The 16,091-nt window shown below is 69.7% G+C and carries 16 protein-coding genes; 11 read left to right on the top strand and 5 right to left on the bottom strand.

Annotated features, from left to right (window positions below; genetic code table 11):
• Positions 1–230: 230 nt before the first annotated feature.
• Positions 231–1,025, top strand: a complete 795-nt coding sequence (locus WD026_RS07935) for an alpha/beta hydrolase (RefSeq protein ID WP_425723075.1) — start codon at positions 231–233, stop codon at positions 1,023–1,025.
• Between the two features lie 4 nt (positions 1,026–1,029).
• On the opposite strand, the gene argH is transcribed toward WD026_RS07935, so the two are convergent.
• A complete protein-coding gene (gene argH / locus WD026_RS07930) occupies positions 1,030–2,481 on the bottom strand; it encodes an argininosuccinate lyase (RefSeq protein WP_425723074.1) in 1,452 nt (483 codons plus the stop codon).
• Between the two features lie 108 nt (positions 2,482–2,589).
• Here argH and WD026_RS07925 point away from each other — a divergent pair, with 108 nt between their 5' ends.
• Entirely contained in the window at positions 2,590–3,651 is a 1,062-nt protein-coding gene (locus WD026_RS07925) for a sensor histidine kinase (RefSeq protein ID WP_425723073.1), read from the top strand.
• 31 nt (positions 3,652–3,682) lie between these two features.
• Positions 3,683–4,420, top strand: coding sequence for a LytR/AlgR family response regulator transcription factor (locus tag WD026_RS07920; protein WP_425723072.1), 738 nt, complete (start codon positions 3,683–3,685; stop codon positions 4,418–4,420).
• 25 nt (positions 4,421–4,445) lie between these two features.
• Here WD026_RS07920 and recJ read toward each other — a convergent pair whose 3' ends face one another.
• Both recJ and WD026_RS07910 read right to left on the bottom strand, forming a co-directional pair.
• Positions 4,446–6,170 carry a single-stranded-DNA-specific exonuclease RecJ gene (gene recJ, locus WD026_RS07915; protein ID WP_425723071.1) on the bottom strand — a complete coding sequence of 575 codons (1,725 nt, stop codon included), beginning with the start codon at positions 6,168–6,170 and terminating at the stop codon, positions 4,446–4,448.
• Positions 6,167–7,114 carry a phosphoglycerate mutase gene (locus WD026_RS07910; protein ID WP_425723070.1) on the bottom strand — a complete coding sequence of 316 codons (948 nt, stop codon included), beginning with the start codon at positions 7,112–7,114 and terminating at the stop codon, positions 6,167–6,169. The genes recJ and WD026_RS07910 overlap by 4 nt, the downstream gene beginning before the upstream one ends.
• Positions 7,115–7,154: 40 nt before the next feature.
• On the opposite strand from WD026_RS07910, the gene WD026_RS07905 reads away from it, so the two are divergent.
• Both WD026_RS07905 and lolD read left to right on the top strand, forming a co-directional pair.
• Complete coding sequence (locus tag WD026_RS07905; protein ID WP_425723069.1) at positions 7,155–8,411, top strand: lipoprotein-releasing ABC transporter permease subunit; 1,257 nt, start codon at positions 7,155–7,157, stop codon at positions 8,409–8,411.
• Positions 8,404–9,099, top strand: coding sequence for a lipoprotein-releasing ABC transporter ATP-binding protein LolD (lolD, locus tag WD026_RS07900; protein WP_425723068.1), 696 nt, complete (start codon positions 8,404–8,406; stop codon positions 9,097–9,099). The genes WD026_RS07905 and lolD overlap by 8 nt, the downstream gene beginning before the upstream one ends.
• On the opposite strand, the gene WD026_RS07895 is transcribed toward lolD, so the two are convergent.
• Complete coding sequence (locus tag WD026_RS07895) at positions 9,083–9,373, bottom strand: hypothetical protein (RefSeq protein WP_425723067.1); 291 nt, start codon at positions 9,371–9,373, stop codon at positions 9,083–9,085. The genes lolD and WD026_RS07895 overlap by 17 nt on opposite strands.
• Positions 9,374–9,523: 150 nt before the next feature.
• Here WD026_RS07895 and WD026_RS07890 point away from each other — a divergent pair, with 150 nt between their 5' ends.
• On the top strand, positions 9,524–10,267 hold the full coding sequence (locus WD026_RS07890; RefSeq protein WP_425723066.1) for a hypothetical protein: 744 nt from the start codon (positions 9,524–9,526) through the stop codon (positions 10,265–10,267).
• A gap of 8 nt (positions 10,268–10,275) precedes the next feature.
• Here WD026_RS07890 and WD026_RS07885 read toward each other — a convergent pair whose 3' ends face one another.
• Positions 10,276–10,701 (bottom strand): META domain-containing protein, encoded by a 426-nt coding sequence (locus WD026_RS07885; RefSeq protein WP_425723065.1) that lies wholly within the window; start codon positions 10,699–10,701, stop codon positions 10,276–10,278.
• A 97-nt stretch (positions 10,702–10,798) separates the two neighbouring features.
• Between WD026_RS07885 and WD026_RS07880 the strand changes: the two genes are divergently transcribed.
• The 5 genes from WD026_RS07880 to WD026_RS07860 are packed head-to-tail and all read left to right on the top strand — an operon-like array spanning position 10,799 to position 16,088.
• The gene (locus WD026_RS07880) at positions 10,799–11,638 is read left to right on the top strand and encodes a TatD family hydrolase (protein WP_425723064.1); all 840 of its coding nucleotides are present in this window, start codon (positions 10,799–10,801) and stop codon (positions 11,636–11,638) included.
• A 19-nt stretch (positions 11,639–11,657) separates the two neighbouring features.
• Positions 11,658–12,437: a spermidine synthase gene (locus tag WD026_RS07875; protein ID WP_425723063.1), complete on the top strand. Its 780-nt coding sequence runs from the start codon at positions 11,658–11,660 to the stop codon at positions 12,435–12,437.
• A 6-nt stretch (positions 12,438–12,443) separates the two neighbouring features.
• On the top strand, positions 12,444–14,279 hold the full coding sequence (locus tag WD026_RS07870; protein ID WP_425723062.1) for a GspE/PulE family protein: 1,836 nt from the start codon (positions 12,444–12,446) through the stop codon (positions 14,277–14,279).
• A gap of 32 nt (positions 14,280–14,311) precedes the next feature.
• Entirely contained in the window at positions 14,312–15,262 is a 951-nt protein-coding gene (locus WD026_RS07865; RefSeq protein WP_425723061.1) for a DMT family transporter, read from the top strand.
• 28 nt (positions 15,263–15,290) lie between these two features.
• Positions 15,291–16,088 (top strand): SDR family oxidoreductase, encoded by a 798-nt coding sequence (locus tag WD026_RS07860; RefSeq protein ID WP_425723060.1) that lies wholly within the window; start codon positions 15,291–15,293, stop codon positions 16,086–16,088.
• Positions 16,089–16,091: the final 3 nt, after the last annotated feature.

Raw genomic sequence — 16,091 nt, 5'->3', positions numbered from 1 at the left:
GGGTCGGTGGGAGCCCGGGGCGGGTTCCGTCTGCCCGCATGGTAGTCAGGCCGGACAGTGACCGTTTGTGAAACCGGGTTCCCGGCTGTTGAAATTTTGTGCGTGAACGGCTGGAGACCGCCTGCTGAGCCCTGAGTGATAGAGCATGGTGATAACTGGCGTTGTTCATCACTGAATCGTTGTGCGTTCATCAAAATCGCACGAATGGCCCCTGCCTAGACTGTTCGGCCATGAACATTTCGACCCAATCGCTGATCCGGTCCCGGTGGCAGCACCCGGCGGATCCACCCGGCCCGGCCCGCTTTGTGCGCGAGCGCTTCGGTGTCCGCTTCCTGGAAGCCCGCGTCCTGGGGCTGCCCGCCCGCAGCATGGTGCGCCCTCGCCTGGTGGCGGTGCACGGGGCCGGCGCCGATTACACCCAGCTCAACCCGCTGCTGTATGGCCTGCAGCGGCGCGGCCTGGGCAGCCTGGCCATGAACCTTTCCGGCCACGGCGAGGCCACTGGCGGCGCTGCCGCCCACGCCAGTCTGGACGCCAATGCCCGCGAGGCCCTGCGTTTCGGCGAGCGGCTGCGCCCCGGGCTGCTGGCGATGCTGGCGGTCGACGTGGGTGCCATGGCGGGTCTGCGGCTGGCGCAGTCGCATGTGCAGACCATCCACCGGATGGTCTTTGTCGATCCCTGTCTGTACCCGGACGAGGCGGGCTCACGCCCGTTGTCCGTGGTGCTCAACGGCCCCCCGCTGCGCTGGAACCGGTCCAGCCTGCTGGGGTTCGTCAAGGGCTTTCTGGGGCATGTGATGGTCATCACCGGCGAAGACCTGCCGGTGCCGCTGCCGAGCCGGCGTGTGGAGCGTGTCGAGCCGGCCACGCCGGTCGAGGCCATCCTGCGCAGCGTGCATCCGCGCCGGGTGTCGCATCTGGTGGTGGAGGGCTGCACCGGCCCGGTGATGCCCTGGCTGCACCGGCACCCGGAGGCCGCCGATCGCAGCGCCGCCCGCCTGGCCGACTTCCTGGGGCCGATGTGATCGCTCAGGCCAGCCGCTGGCGGTGGCGGGCGATCTGATGGCGCACCTGGGCCGGCGCGGTGCCGCCCAGGGTGTTGCGGGCATCCAGCGAACCGCGCAGGCTCAGGCACTGGTAGACGTCCTGCTCGATGGCCGGGTGAAAGCCCTGCAGTGCGGCCAGCGGCAGCTCCGACAGGTCGCAACCCCGGCTGGTCGCGGCCTTGACCGCGTGGGCCACGGTCTCGTGCGCATCGCGGAACGGCAGACCCTTCTTCACCAGGTAGTCCGCCAGGTCGGTGGCGGTGGCGTAGCCCTTGCGGGCCGCCGCTTCCATGGCCTGGGCGTCCACCGTGATGCCGCCTTCCTTGGCGCCGGTGGCCGGATTCACCTGGCCGCCCACCATCTCGGCAAAGATGCGCAAGGTGTCCTTGAGCGTGTCGACCGTGTCGAACAGCGGCTCCTTGTCTTCCTGGTTGTCCTTGTTGTAGGCCAGCGGCTGGCCCTTCATGAGGGTGATCAGGCCCATCAGGTGGCCCACCACCCGGCCGGTCTTGCCACGCGCGAGCTCGGGCACGTCCGGGTTCTTCTTCTGCGGCATGATGGACGAGCCGGTGGTGAAGCGGTCGGCGATCTTCACGAAGCCGAAGTTCTGGCTCATCCACAGGATCAGTTCTTCGCTCAGGCGGCTGATGTGCACCATGCACAGCGAGGCAGCGGCGGTGAACTCGATGGCGAAGTCGCGGTCGCTCACGCCGTCCAGGCTGTTCTGGCACACCTGCGGCACACCGTGTTCGTCGACCATGCCCAGGGTGCGGGCCACGCGTTCGCGGTCCAGCGGGTAGGTGGTGCCGGCCAGCGCGGCACTGCCCAGGGGCAGGCGGTTGGTGCGGCGGCGCACGTCGGCGAACCGTTCGGCATCGCGCGCGAACATCTCCACATAGGCCAGCAGGTGGTGGGCAAAGCTCACCGGCTGGGCCACCTGCAGGTGGGTGAAGCCCGGCAGGATCACCTCCACGTGGCGGTCGGCCACGTCCACCAGCGCCTGCTGCAGTTCCTTGAGCAGGCCGACGATCAGGTCGATCTCGCTGCGCAGCCACAGGCGCACGTCGGTGGCCACCTGGTCGTTGCGGCTGCGCCCGGTGTGAAGGCGCTTGCCGGCATCGCCCACCAGCCGGGTCAGCCGGGCCTCGATGTTGAGGTGAACGTCTTCCAGGTCGAGCTGCCATTCGAAGGCCCCGGATTCGATCTCGCTGCGGATCTGCGCCATGCCGCGCTGGATGTCGGCCAGGTCGGCGGCCGAGAGGATACCCACGGCGTGCAGCATGTCGGCGTGTGCCAGACTCCCGGCGATATCGGCCTGCCACAGGCGTTTGTCGAAGAACACGCTGGCGGTGTATCGTTTGACGAGGTCGCTCATGGGTTCGGAGAACAGGGCGGACCAGGCTTCGGATTTCTTGTCGAATTGGTTGGTGGACATGGGGCGTGCCAGCGGCTGAGGTGGGAAGTCCGGGCCGCCGTGGCGCCCGTCGGGTGGGCTTGTCGGGTGGGCCGGTGGCCCGCGCATTCCCTGGAGGAACCGTCTCCCGTGAAAGATTCTCGAATTTTATCGACCTTCCAGGAGCTGCCCGGCAGCACGGCGGCCCGTCCGCTGGCCAGCATGCCCGAGCACCTGCGCGCCCGTGCCGAGGTGTTCGACGCGGTGCAGGTCGGTGTGGTGCTGCGGGCGGTCTGCTTCGTGCAGGCCATCGTCGCGGTGGCCGTCATGTTCCATTCCGCCCACTTTGCGGCGTGGCTGTACAACGCGGCGGTCATCACCGGTGCGGCCCTGCCGGCGCTGCTGATCTGGCTGCTGTCGGTCTTTGCCCTGCGTCGCGTCATGGCCCGCCTGCAGGAGTGGCAGCAATGGATGCTGGGTGCGGCCCTGGGCGCAGCGTCCGGCCTGTATGGCTGCGCGCTGCTGGTGTGGCTGGGCTTTGTCGATCACCGCCCCTGGTGGGCCAGTGCTGCCGCCGGCACGCTGGTGTCGCTGGTGCTCATGGCCGGGCTGATCTGGCGGGCGCGGGCCCGCATGCCGGCGGGCACCAAGGCCCAGCTGGCCGAACTGCAGGCGCGCATCCGCCCGCATTTCCTGTTCAACACGCTCAACAGCGCCATTGCCCTGGTGCGCGAGGAACCGGCCCTGGCCGAAGACCTGCTGGAGAACCTCAGCGAGCTGTTCCGCCATGCCCTGGCCGACACCAAGGAGGCGGTCACCCTGCGCCAGGAGCTGTCGCTGGCCGAGCACTACCTGGCCATCGAGCAGGTGCGTTTCGGCGAGCGGCTGCGGGTGGAATGGAGCGTGGACGAGACGTCGCTCGGCGCCCGCCTGCCACCGCTCATCCTGCAGCCTCTGGTGGAAAACGCGGTCAAGCACGGGGTGGAGCCCAGTCCCACCGGGGCGACGGTGCGCATCAGCACGCATCGGCGCGGGAGCATTGTGGTGATCAAGGTTACCAATACCGTGCCCGGTGGTACGGGCAAGCGCGGCAACGGGCTGGCACTGGACAACGTGCGCCAGCGCCTGGCGCTGCTGCACGACGTTCAGGGACGGTTCCAGAGCGCGCTGGTCGACGGCGTGTTCCAGGTCCGCCTGGAGATACCGGTATAACCGGCCTGCGGGCCGCACGACGGAGCAGAACATGACACTCAAGGTATTGATCGTTGACGACGAAACCCTCGCCCGGTCCCGGCTGCGCACCCTGCTGGGTGAGTGCACCGACCCCCGTGTCGACGTGCTGGGCGAGGCCGGCAATGCGGTGCAGGCCATGGAGCAGATCCAGCGTGGGCACATCGATCTGGTCCTGCTGGACATCCACATGCCGGGTGTGGACGGCATGGCGCTGGCATCCACCCTGCGCCAGATGACGGCCCCGCCCACGGTGGTGTTCGTCACCGCCTATGCCGAACACGCCGTGCAGGCCTTCGAACTGGAGGCGGCCGACTACCTGACCAAGCCGGTGCGCCGCGAGCGCCTGCAGCAGGCCCTGCAGAAGGTGGAGAAGCTGCGCGCCCCCAAGGACGGCACCGACAGCGCCATGCCCGAGTGCCTGATCATCCAGGAGCGCGGTCGCAGCGAGCGGGTGGCCCTGCAGGACGTCGTCTACCTCAAGGCCGAGCTGAAATACATCACGGTGCGCACCCGCGAGAAGGAACACATCTACGACGGCGCCCTGAGCGATCTGGAGTCCCGCTACTCGCACATGTTCGTGCGCATCCACCGCAACGCCCTGGTCTCGCGCCGCGCGGTGCGGGCCGTGGAAAAGCACAACGACCCCACCGAGGGCGAAGGCTGGACCGTGCGCCTGGACGGCGTGGAAGAGCGGCTGGCCGTGTCGCGCCGGCAGCTGGCGGCGGTGCGCGAATCGCTGATGGGCTGAGCCCGCTGCGGCAGGCCCCGGGGCTTCAGACCTCGGCGGCCTCCAGCAGGAAGCGCACCCGTCGCTGGCCCTGCCACTCGTCCGCGTCCAGGCGGAAGGCGATCTTCACCCGCTCCGGCAACGGATCGGTGTGACCGAACCAGATGCCGTCCACCGGCTCGCCCTGGTGCTTGAGCTTGAGTGCCAGGTGCTTCTCGCCCACCAGGCGCTGGCTGACCACCTGCACCTCCTCGCAGAACACCGGCGGCGCAAAGCCCTGGCCCCACACCACCGCGTGCAGCGTGTCCACCGTCTCGGGCCGGCGGAACGCCGGGTCCAGCGTGCCGTCGGCCTCGATGCGCCGTTGCAGCGTGGCGGCATCCAGCCATTCATGGGCGACCTGCTGCAGGGCCGCCTCGAAGGTGTCGATGTGGTCGGCGTCCACCGTGCAGCCGGCGGCCATGGCATGGCCCCCGAAGCGCAGCAGCACACCCGGGTGGCGTTTGGCCACCAGATCCAGCGCATCGCGCAGGTGGAAGCCGGGAATGGAGCGGCCCGAGCCTTTGAGCTCGTGTTCCTTGCCCTCGGCGCCACTCACGGCGAACACGAAGGTCGGCCGGTGCAGCCGGTCCTTCAGGCGCGAGGCCACGATGCCCACCACGCCTTCGTGGAAGTCGGGGTCGAACACCACCACCGCGGGCGGCGGCGTGTCCGATTCGTCGAACATGGATTCGGCGATCTCCATGGCCATCTCGCGCATGTCGCCCTCGATCACCTTGCGGTCGCGGTTGATGCCGTCCAGCGTGCGGGCGAGTTCGTCGGCGCGGGCCGCGTCGTCGGTGCACAGGCATTCGATGCCCAGGGTCATGTCGGCCAGGCGTCCGGCCGCATTGAGGCGGGGACCCAGCGCAAACCCGAAATCGAAGCTGGTCGCGGCCGACGCCTGCCGCCCCGCCACCGCAAACAGGGCGGCCATGCCCGGCGGCATGGCGCCGGACCGCACCCGCCGCAGCCCTTGTGAGACGAGGCGGCGGTTGTTGGCATCGAGCTTGACCACGTCGGCCACCGTGCCCAGCGCCACCAGCGGCAGCAGGGTGTCGATGCGGGGCTGGCTGGCGGCGTCGAACACGCCGCGGCGGCGCAGCTCGGCGCGCAGGGCCAGCAGCACGTAGAACATCACGCCCACGCCGGCCATGCTCTTGCTGGCAAAGCCGCAGCCGGGCTGGTTGGGGTTGACGATGATGCAGTCCTGCGGCAACACGATCTGCCCGTCCTGCTGGGCCGGCAGGTGGTGGTCGGTGACGATCACCTCCAGACCCAGGGCACGCGCTGCCCGCACGCCGTCCACGCTGGCGATGCCGTTGTCCACGGTGATCAGCACGTCGGCCCCGCGCTCCTTGACGCGGCGGGCGATGCTGGCGGTCAGGCCATAGCCGTCCACCACGCGGTCCGGCACCAGGTAGTCCACCTGGGTGGCGCCCAGCAGGCGCAGCCCGCGCAGCGCGGTGGCGCAGGCGGTGGCGCCGTCGCAGTCGTAATCGGCCACGATGCACAGCCGCTGGTGGGCGGCCATGGCGTCGGCCAGGGCCACGGCGGCCTGCTGGGCGCCGGTCAGCGACTCGGGCGGCAGCAGCTTGCCCAGCGCGTCGTCGAGTTCGTCCGGGCTGGCAATGCCGCGCGCGGCGAACAGCCGGGCCAGCAGGGGGTGGATGCCGCTTTGCTCCAGGGTCCAGGCGGCCCGGGGCGGCACGTCGCGGGTGATGATCTTCATAGGGATGCGAGCAGGTGGGCCGGGTGTTCGGCCCGGCGGAAGTGTCGGGTCCAGCCGGTGAGCCAGTGTCGGGGACGGGGGGCGAGTTCGATGGCGCGTCGCTCGCCGCACAGGATCAACCGCACCGATTCGCCGCGCCGGGTGCGTTCGAGCAGCCCGGCGAGCTCGGTGGCGTCCAGCCGTTCCCAGGCCTGGACCCAGGCCGACCAGTCGCCCTGCAGGGCCGCAGGGCGCAGGTCATCCGATGCGCGCGGGGCCGTTGCCCGAGGCCTGCCGGTCACGGCGCCTGCAGCGTCGGCCCAGAAGCCATTGACCGGCGCGAGTCCGGCCGCAGCCAGCGCATCGTTGGCCGGGTGTGTGTAGAACAGCATCTGCGCCTCGGATTGCAGGCGGCGCAGCCAGGGGGCCTGGGGCCCTCGCGGCTGCCAGGGCGCCACCGAGCGACCCCACACCCGGTCGAGGCTGGCGCACGAGAGCTGGCCCAGCCGCTCGCCACGGGCACGCCAGCGGTGGGCCGAGGTGAACGCCAGCTGCACCCCGTCCTCATGGCACAGCGGCGCCAGCGCATCGAAGAGCTGGCGCGAGCGGGTGTCGTCCAGCCAGGTGGCCGGCTGCAGTGCGACCTGGTCCATGCCCACCTGAAAGTGCACCGGGTGGAACCAGGCCTGGGGCTCGTCGGGCCGATCGCTGTCCAGCGCGGCCCAGGGCAGGGCACCGTCGTCGCCGGTCAGGCCCATGGCATCGGCCAGGGCGCGTTCGTGCGGCGGGGTGAAGCTCCATTCGTCCGATCCGAGGCTGCGCACCACCGCCAGCCGAGCCAGCAGCTCGGTCAGACGGGGCAGGCGCGCCGCGTTCAGGGCCTGCTGCGCTGCTGCGTCCAGGGCGCTGGCCCAGGGAACCAGCAGGCAGCGATCGGTGTCAGGGGCCAAGGACGGGTCAGGCATCCCGCGATTGTCGGGGATGCCACAATGCCCGCCCAAGCCTATGCAGATCCCCTACGAACTCATCCTGGGCTGGCGCTACACCCGCGCCGGCCGCGCCACCCGGCGCAATGGATTCATCTCCTTCATCTCGGGCGTGTCCATGCTGGGCATCGCGCTCGGGGTGGCTGCCCTGATCATCGTGCTGTCGGTCATGAACGGCTTCCAGAAGGAAGTGCGTGACCGCATGCTGGGCGTGCTCTCGCACATCGAGGTGCTGGACGCCAATGGCCAGGGCATTGCCGACCTGCCCGCCGTGCTGCAGACCATCGGCCGCCATCCTGCGGTGCTGGGTGCGGCGCCCTTCGTGGGCGCTCAGGCCCTGGTGGCGCGCGGCGAAGACATGAAGGGCGTGCTGGTGCGCGGCATCGACCCGGCGCTGGAGCCTTCGGTCACCGATCTGGCGGCCGATCTGTCGTCCACCGTGCTGCCGCGTCTGGTGCCCGGCGAGTTCGGCATCGTGCTGGGCGGTGAGCTGGCGCGCAGCCTGGGGGTGATGCAGGGCGATCCGGTGACGCTCATCTCGCCCAGCGGACAGGTCACGCCCGCCGGCATCGTGCCCCGGGTGCGCACCATGACGGTGGTCGGCATCTTCAACTCGGGCCATTTCGAATACGACTCCGCGCTGGCGCTGCTGCACCAGGACGATGCCGCCCGCATCTTCCGGCTGGAAGGCCCGACCGGCGTGCGCGTGAAGATCCGCGACCTGCACGCCGCGCGCGAGGTGGCGGTGGAGCTGGCCGCCAGCCTGCCGCCGGGCCTGGTGGTGCGCGACTGGACGCGCCAGAACCGCACCTGGTTTGCCGCCGTGCAGCTGGAGAAGCGGATGATGTTCATCATCCTCACGCTCATCGTGGCGGTGGCGGCCTTCAACCTGGTGTCCACGCTGGTCATGACCGTGACCGACAAGCGCGCCGACATCGCCATCCTGCGCACGCTGGGGGCCAGCCCGCGCAGCATCATGGGCGTGTTCGTGGTGCAGGGTGCCATGGTGGGCATCATCGGCACCGGCGTGGGGCTGCTGCTGGGCCTGGGTGTGGCCTTCAATATCGACACGCTGGTGCCGGCGCTGGAGCGGCTGCTGGGTGCCAGCTTCCTGCCGCAGGACATCTACCTCATCAGCCGCATGCCCAGCGATCCGCAGCAGGGCGACATCGTGCCGGTGGGCCTGATTTCCCTGGCGCTGGCCTTTGTGGCCACCCTCTACCCGAGCTGGCGCGCCAGCCGCGTGAACCCTGCCGAGGCCCTGCGTTATGAATGATGTGGTGATGCAGGCCGCCGGCCTGACCAAACGCTTCACCGAAGGCCGGCTGGACGTGACCGTGCTGCAGGGCGTGGACCTGCAGGTGCGCCGCGGCGAGACGGTGGCCATCGTCGGTGCCTCGGGCTCCGGCAAGAGCACCCTGCTGCACCTGCTGGGCGGGCTGGATGCGCCCAGCAGCGGCCGCGTGAACCTGATGGGCCAGGATCTGGCCGGGCTGGGCGCCGCGAGCCAGGGCGAGCTGCGCAACCGCCACCTGGGCTTCGTCTACCAGTTCCACCACCTGCTGCCGGAGTTCAGTGCGGTCGACAACGTGGCCATGCCCTTGTGGATCCGCCGCAGCGACCGCACCCAGGCTGCCCAGCGTGCCGCCGCCATGCTCACCCGCGTGGGGCTGGGTGAACGCCTGCAGCACCGGCCGGCCGAGCTGTCGGGCGGCGAGCGTCAGCGGGTGGCCATCGCCCGGGCTCTGGTCACGCAGCCGGCCTGCGTGCTGGCCGACGAGCCCACCGGCAACCTGGACCGCAGCACCGCCGACGGCGTGTTCGAGCTCATGGTGCAGCTGGCCCGTGAGCAGGGCACGGCCTTTGTGGTGGTCACGCACGATGAATCGCTGGCGGCGCGTTGCGACCGGCAGCTGCGGCTCACGCGCGGCGTGCTGGGCACCGGCCTCACACCTGCAGCTTGAGCCAGGCCGAGATGGAGGCCAGCTGCACCACCAGCAGGCCGTAGGCCTCGGCATCGGACACCGGCCGTTCGACCCGGATGGCCTGCCGGTGCAGCAGGTGGTAGGCCGCATGCAGCTCCACATCGAGCGCCAGCAGGGCCCGCATGAAACGCTTGCTGCGCCCACCTTCCAGTTCACGGATGAGCTGGGCCCTGGCCTTGAGTTCCAGCAGCTGCACCACCGCCTGGGTGGGCCAGCGCAGTGGATGGGCCGAGGTGTCGTGGGGTGAGGGCATGGAGGCTCCCGACAGGAAGACGAACGTGCTTCTTGGGAACACGGTTGCGGTGGAACGGTCCTCCGCCGATCTGTCGGTGTCGGACGCGTGTCGGCATGGATCGGTGAGATGTCGGGATCGAACGGCGGTTGGCCGTGACACACAGCCACCATGCAATCCATCACCGCATCCCACTGCCCTTCCCCGCGACCGACCACCCCTTCGGACGATCCACCGCCGCCAGGCCATCGCGTCGGCCCGGTGGGCTTTCATGGCCCGCCACCGGGTGCCGAACCGGGCCTGCGCGCCCAGGTCACACGCCAGCCGGCCACCGCCCCCACCGGCCGGTGCTGCTGGTCCCGTCTGCTCTGTTGCAGCCCTGATCCGGACCTGGACCCGCAGCCTGTCGAGGACCACCCCATGCCCAACTGGTCGCAGATCGGCGTCGAAAACCAGTATTCGATGGTGTCTGGAACCGCGTCGCATCTGTTGTTCAACGGGAATGAACTCGTCGCGCTGAATGAAGGTCTGAAAGACCTGTGGCTGCCCGGCGAGGAGGTGACCGGGCTGGCCCGCAGCGTGACCGATGCCCTGGAGGCGCTCACGCAGTTCAAACGCGACCTGTGGAACGATGCCGCCGGCATCTCTCGCCAGTCCATCGGCGCGCTGCTCGATCGGGCTGGACACCTGAGCACCGCGCTGAACAACCTGGATCGGTTTGCCAAGCAACAGGACAGGAGCCCCCGGTGTTCCCGGCTGCTGGCCTTGTGGTTGTGGCGGCCCGTCAGCGTCTCCCCGGATCGCCCCACCGGTGGCGCCGGCCCGGCCATCCTCACCCCCATGGACCAGATCCGTTCCAGCCTGTCGTTCGACATCCTGGCGCTGGAGTCGCTCAGGGCCCGCATCCCGGCCTGAGCGGGGACTCAGCGCACGCGGCTGAACCGCAGCGGTGGTTCCTGTCCCGAGAGGCGGATGCTCAGGCGACCGCCTTCCATCTCGAAGCCGGTGGCCTTTTGCAGGGCTGCGAGGTAGCGCCCCTCCTGCTCGGCGGCCGGACCGATGCAGGCCATGCGGGTCGATCCCATCTGGCTGAAGCTGATCTTCTGGCCGGTCTGGGTGTAGGTGCCGAAGAAGCGGTTGCACGAGGCATTGCCGGCCACCCGGCCGGATTCCGGGAAGTTCAGCGTGGCCTGGCTGGAGGCGGGCACGTCGCGCCCGCCCAGGCTCTCCAGCCGCCATTCGGTGCCCACCAGCACCGGGGCTGGCGCGGCAGAGATGCCGGCACAGCCGGCCGCCGCCAGCGGCAGGGCCAGCAGCAGGCGGCGGCCCAGGTTCAGAGGTCGGTTCATGGCGGTCTCCTGAGATACGGTGGGGTGTTGTGCCGATCATGCTAAGGCAGACCGCGCGGTCGCCGCACAATCAACCCCGCAGCCTGCAACCCGCACCATGTGGATCGACACCCACGCCCACCTTGACGCCCCCGAGCTCAGCCGCCACCCCGATGGTGTGGCAGCGCTGCGCCTGCGGGCCGCCGAGAAGGGTGTGGACCGTTGCGTGATTCCGGCCGTGCAGGCGGCCCACTTCGACACCGTGCGCCTGCTCGCGCACCAGCTGGGCGATGTGTACGCGCTGGGCATCCACCCGCTGTATGTGCCCGAGGCCCGGGAGGAAGACCTGCAGCGGCTGGACGACGCCCTGACCCGGCACCGCAGTGACCCGCGCCTGGTGGCGGTGGGCGAGATCGGGCTGGACTTCTTCGTGCCGGCACTCTGCACCCCCGACCTGCGCGAACGGCAGCAGCACTTCTATCGCGCGCAGCTGCGGCTGGCCCGCCGGCACGACCTGCCGGTCATCCTGCATGTGCGGCGCAGCGCCGATCTGCTGCTCAAGCACCTGCGCGAGGTGCCGGTGCAAGGCGGCATTGCCCATGCCTTCAACGGCAGCGAGCAGCAGGCCCGTGCCTTCATCGACCGGGGTTTCTGCCTGGGCTTCGGCGGTGCCGTCACCTTCGAGGCCGCCCGGCAGCTGCGGCGGCTGGCCACCGAGCTGCCCCTGGAGGCCCTGGTGCTGGAGACCGATTCGCCCGACATCCCGCCCCAGTGGCTCTACCGCACCGCCGCCGAACGGGCGGCGGGTGCGCCGCAGGGGCTCAACACCCCGGCCGAGCTGCCGCGCATCGGGGCGGTGCTGGCGGGGTTGCGGGGCCTGTCGCCCGCTGCCCTGGCCGAGGCAACGACGGCCAATGCGCGGCGGGTGCTGGCCCTGAGCCCGCGGGCGGCGGCCTGACCCCGCCCATAATCGTCCCATGCACCGTCCCGCCGCTTCGGCCACCCCACGTTCCGCTGCCCCCCTTCCCGAAGTCACCATCTCCGAAGACGGCGAGGTGCGTTTCCTCCACCTGGGCACCGAATGGATACAGGGCTCCATGCTGCTGGATGCGCCGTTCGACATCGAGCTGGATTACGTCCAGCGCATGATGGCCTGGCTGCTGTTCGTCGATCCCGACTCGGTGCCCCGGCGACAGGCCCTGCAGCTGGGGCTGGGGTCGGCGGCACTCACCAAGTTCTGCTTCAAGAAGCTGCGCATGGCCACCACGGCCATCGAGATCAATCCCCAGGTGGTGGCGGTGTGCCGGCAGTGGTTCAAGCTGCCGGCCGACAGCGCCCGGCTGCGGGTGCTGCTGGCCGATGCCGGGGCCGAGATCCGGCGGCCCGAACACCTGGGCCGTTTTGATGCGGTGCAGGTCGATCTGTACGACCACGAAGCCGCCGCCCCCGTGCTCGACAGCGCCGATTTCTATGCCGACTGCCGCCAGCTGCTCACCGACGAGGGCTGCCTGACCGTCAACCTGTTCGGGCGCGACGCCAGCTACGATCGTTCGCTGGCCAGCCTGTGCGAGGCTTTCGGCACGGATGCCGTCTGGGCGTTCCGGCCCACGCGCGAAGGCAACACCGTGGTGCTGGCGCAGCGTACGCCCTCGCGCCCCGGCCGCATGGAGTTGCTGGCCCGGGCCGAGGCGGTACAGACCCGCTGGGGTCTGCCGGCGGTGAAGTGGCTCAAGATGTTCAAGGCTGTGGAAGGGTGAAGCGCCATGGGTCCCAGGAAATCGGCTGAATCGGCGGTGCCAGCGGGGGCTTCGTTGCCGCCGGGCCAGCTGCTGGACTGGCGCACGCTGGTGGAGTGGCTGCGCGAGGACGGCGTGATCTCCGAGCAGGAGGCCGACCGCACCGTGGCCCGCTGCGCATCGGCCCACAGCGCCCAGCACCCGGTGCAGCGCCTGTCGGTGGTGGGCATGGCCCGCGCCGCCGACGGCCATGTGCTGGACGACCAGATGCTGACCGAATGGCTGGCCCAGCGCTGCGGCCTGAGTTACCAGCGCATCGACCCGCTCAAGGTGGACGTGGGCAAGGTGGCCGAGGTCATGAGCGCGGCCTATGCCGAGCGCCACAAGGTGCTGCCGGTGCAGGTGACCCCGACCGAGGTGGTGGTGGCCACGGCCGAACCCTTCGTGCGCGACTGGATGACCGAGGTGGAGCGCCAGACCCGCAAGAGCGTGCGCATGGTGCTTTCCAGCCCGCAGGACATTGCGCGCTACACGGCGGAGTTCTTTGCCCTGGCGCGCTCGGTGCGCGCGGCCAGCAAGAGCGGCGGCAACGGCAGCGCCATCAGCAGCTTCGAGCAGCTGGTGGAGCTGGGCAAGGGCAACAAGCAGCTCGATGCCAACGACCAGGGTGTGGTGCAGGTGGTGGACTGGCTCTGGCAGTACGCCTTCGACCAGCGCGCCAGCGACATCCACATGGAGCCCCGGCGCGACCAGGGCGTGATCCGGTTCCGCATCGACGGCGTGCTGCACCCGGTGTACCAGCTGCCGCTGGGCGTGATGAACGCCATGGTGGCCCGCATCAAGCTGCTGGGCCGCATGGACGTGGTGGAGCGCCGCCGCCCGCAGGACGGGCGCATCAAGACGCTCAAGCCCGCCGCTGCCAACGGCACCAAGGGCGACGAGGTGGAGATGCGCCTGTCCACGCTGCCCACGGCCTTCGGCGAGAAGCTGGTCATGCGCATCTTCGACCCGGAGTCCACGGTCAAGGACCTGGCGGCGCTGGGCTTCGTGCCGCACGACGCGCAGCGCTGGGAGGCGCTCACCCGCCGGCCCCACGGCATCATCCTGGTGACCGGCCCCACCGGGTCGGGCAAGACCACCACGCTGTACGCCACGCTCAAGCGCCTGGCCACCGAAGAGGTGAACGTGAGCACGGTGGAAGACCCCATCGAGATGATCGAGCCGGCCTTCAACCAGACCCAGGTGCAGCCGCACCTCGACCTCGACTTTGCGCAGGGCCTGCGCGCCCTCATGCGGCAGGACCCGGACATCATCATGGTGGGCGAGGTGCGCGACCTGGCCACCGCCGAGATGGCGGTGCAGGCCGCGCTCACCGGCCACCTGGTGTTCACCACCCTGCACACCAACGATGCGCCCTCGGCCATCATGCGGCTCATGGAGCTGGGCATCCCGCCCTACCTCATCAATGCCACCGTGCTGGGCGTGCTGGCCCAGCGCCTGGTGCGCACCCTGTGCCCGGCCTGCCGGGTGAAGGAAGACGACGAGACCACCGCCCGTTCGCGCCAGGCCCTGGCCGATCTGGTCAAACCCTGGCAGATCAGCGGCGGCTACCGGCCCTACCAGCCGGTGGGCTGCGTGGACTGCCGCATGACCGGCTTCAAGGGCCGCATGGGCCTGTACGAACTGCTCACCATGACCGAAGCCTTCAAGGACCGGGTCAGCCGCGAACCCCACATGGAAAGCCTGCGCCTGCAGGCGGTGAAGGACGGCATGCGCCCGCTGCGCCTGGCGGGTGCGGCCCGCATCGCCGAGGGCCTGACCACCATCGACGAGGTGCTGGCGACCACGCCACCGATACAGTGAGGGGGTATCTCCGAGGTGCCGATAATCGGGGCATGTCTTCCCCCACGCCGGGCACCCCGGCTTCTTCCCGACGACCGCCGCACCTCATCTCGGGCCTGATCCTGGCGGCGGCCGGCAGCATGGCCTTCTCGGGCAAGGCCATCATCGTCAAGCTGGCCTACCGCCATGGCGTGGACGCGGTCACGCTCATCATGTACCGCATGCTGTTTGCGCTGCCGCTGTTCCTGGCCCTGGCCTGGTGGGCCAGCCGGCCGCGCGACGGTGTGAAGCCGGTGCCGCTGACGCGCAAGGACTGGCTGGGCATCCTGGGCCTGGGGGTGACCGGTTACTACCTGGCGAGCTTTCTGGACTTCTGGGGGCTGCAGTACATCAGCGCCAGCCTGGAGCGGCTCATCCTCTACCTCAACCCCACGCTGGTGCTGCTGCTGGGCTGGCTCATCTACCGCCGCCGTGTGTCTCGCCTGCAGGCGGTGGCCATGGCGGTGAGTTATGCCGGCGTGCTGCTGGTGTTCGGGCACGAGGCCGGTTTTCAGGGGCCCGACGCGGTGCTGGGCACGGCGCTGGTGTTCGGCAGCGCGGTGAGCTACGCCATCTACCTGCTCTACAGCGGCGAGCTGGTGCAGCGGCTGGGCTCCATGCGGCTGGTGGGTCTGGCCACCAGCGTGGCCTGCCTGCTGTGCATTGCGCAGTTTGCAGTCCTGCGGCCGCTGTCGGCGGCCGAGGTGGCGCCCGAGGTGATCTGGCTGTCGGTGCTCAATGCCACGCTGTGCACCTTTGCGCCGGTGATCATGGTCATGATGGCGATCGAGCGCATCGGCTCGGGTCTGGCCGCACAGACCGGCATGATCGGCCCCATGTCGACGATTGCCATGGGCGTGTTCATCCTCGACGAACCCTTCAACGCCTGGATCATTGCCGGCACGGTGCTGGTGGTGGCGGGCGTGTTTCTGGTCACGCGCTTCGGCAGTCCGCAGGCGCGTTGAACCCGTTCTTTCATTTCAGGAGACTTTCATGGATCTGGGTATTGCGGGCCGCTGGGCCCTGGTGGGTGGTGCCAGCAAGGGGCTGGGCCTGGGCTGCGCCAAGGCGCTGGCCGCCGAAGGCGTGAACGTGGTGATGGTGGCGCGCGGCGCCGAAGCCCTGAATGCGTCGGCCACCGCCCTGCGCGCCGCGCACCCCGGTGTGCAGGTGCTGGCCGTGGCGGCCGACATCACCACCGCCGAAGGCCGTGCCGCCGTGTTCGCCGCACCGGGTGGCCCGGGCACGAGTTTCGACATCGTGGTCACCAATGCGGGCGGTCCGCCGCCGGGCGATTTCCGCACCTGGGACCGCGACGCCTGGATCCGCGCGGTCGACGCCAACATGCTGACCCCCATCGAGCTGATCAAGGCCACGGTGGACGGCATGGCGCAGCGCGGCTTCGGCCGCATCATCAACATCACCAGCAGTGCGGTGAAGGCGCCCATCGACATCCTGGGCCTGAGCAACGGCGCGCGCAGCGGCCTGACCGGTTTCGTGGCGGGCGTGGCGCGCAGCGGCATTGCGGCTCAGGGCGTGACCATCAACAACCTGCTGCCCGGCAAGTTCGACACCGACCGCCTGCAGGGCACGCTGGCCGGGGCTGCCGCCAAGACCGGCAAGTCGGTGGACGAGGTCCGTGCGGCCCAGATGGCGCAGGTGCCGGCCCGCCGCTTCGGCACGCCCGACGAGTTCGGCGCCATCTGCGCCTTCCTGTGCAGCCGCCATGCGGGCTACATCAACGGCCAGAACATCCTGCCCGACGGCGGTCTGTACCCCGGCACCTACTGACCG

Origin of the sequence: Hydrogenophaga sp. R2 (genome assembly GCF_049843595.1) — a bacterium.
Taxonomy (GTDB): domain Bacteria; phylum Pseudomonadota; class Gammaproteobacteria; order Burkholderiales; family Burkholderiaceae_C; genus Hydrogenophaga.
The sequence above is the reverse complement of the archived record's forward strand: the minus strand, read 5'-3'. Positions and strand labels throughout refer to the sequence as shown.

Coding starts and splice junctions, on each gene's coding strand:
- argH (WP_425723074.1), bottom strand. CDS start 2,481: ATGTCCACCAACCAATTCGACAAGAAATCCGAAGCCTGGTCCGCCCTG.
- WD026_RS07875 (WP_425723063.1), top strand. CDS start 11,658: ATGCACCGTCCCGCCGCTTCGGCCACCCCACGTTCCGCTGCCCCCCTT.
- WD026_RS07870 (WP_425723062.1), top strand. CDS start 12,444: ATGGGTCCCAGGAAATCGGCTGAATCGGCGGTGCCAGCGGGGGCTTCG.
- WD026_RS07880 (WP_425723064.1), top strand. CDS start 10,799: ATGTGGATCGACACCCACGCCCACCTTGACGCCCCCGAGCTCAGCCGC.
- WD026_RS07865 (WP_425723061.1), top strand. CDS start 14,312: ATGTCTTCCCCCACGCCGGGCACCCCGGCTTCTTCCCGACGACCGCCG.
- WD026_RS07895 (WP_425723067.1), bottom strand. CDS start 9,373: ATGCCCTCACCCCACGACACCTCGGCCCATCCACTGCGCTGGCCCACC.
- WD026_RS07905 (WP_425723069.1), top strand. CDS start 7,155: ATGCAGATCCCCTACGAACTCATCCTGGGCTGGCGCTACACCCGCGCC.
- WD026_RS07890 (WP_425723066.1), top strand. CDS start 9,524: ATGCAATCCATCACCGCATCCCACTGCCCTTCCCCGCGACCGACCACC.
- WD026_RS07935 (WP_425723075.1), top strand. CDS start 231: ATGAACATTTCGACCCAATCGCTGATCCGGTCCCGGTGGCAGCACCCG.
- lolD (WP_425723068.1), top strand. CDS start 8,404: ATGAATGATGTGGTGATGCAGGCCGCCGGCCTGACCAAACGCTTCACC.
- WD026_RS07920 (WP_425723072.1), top strand. CDS start 3,683: ATGACACTCAAGGTATTGATCGTTGACGACGAAACCCTCGCCCGGTCC.
- WD026_RS07885 (WP_425723065.1), bottom strand. CDS start 10,701: ATGAACCGACCTCTGAACCTGGGCCGCCGCCTGCTGCTGGCCCTGCCG.
- recJ (WP_425723071.1), bottom strand. CDS start 6,170: ATGAAGATCATCACCCGCGACGTGCCGCCCCGGGCCGCCTGGACCCTG.
- WD026_RS07910 (WP_425723070.1), bottom strand. CDS start 7,114: ATGCCTGACCCGTCCTTGGCCCCTGACACCGATCGCTGCCTGCTGGTT.
- WD026_RS07860 (WP_425723060.1), top strand. CDS start 15,291: ATGGATCTGGGTATTGCGGGCCGCTGGGCCCTGGTGGGTGGTGCCAGC.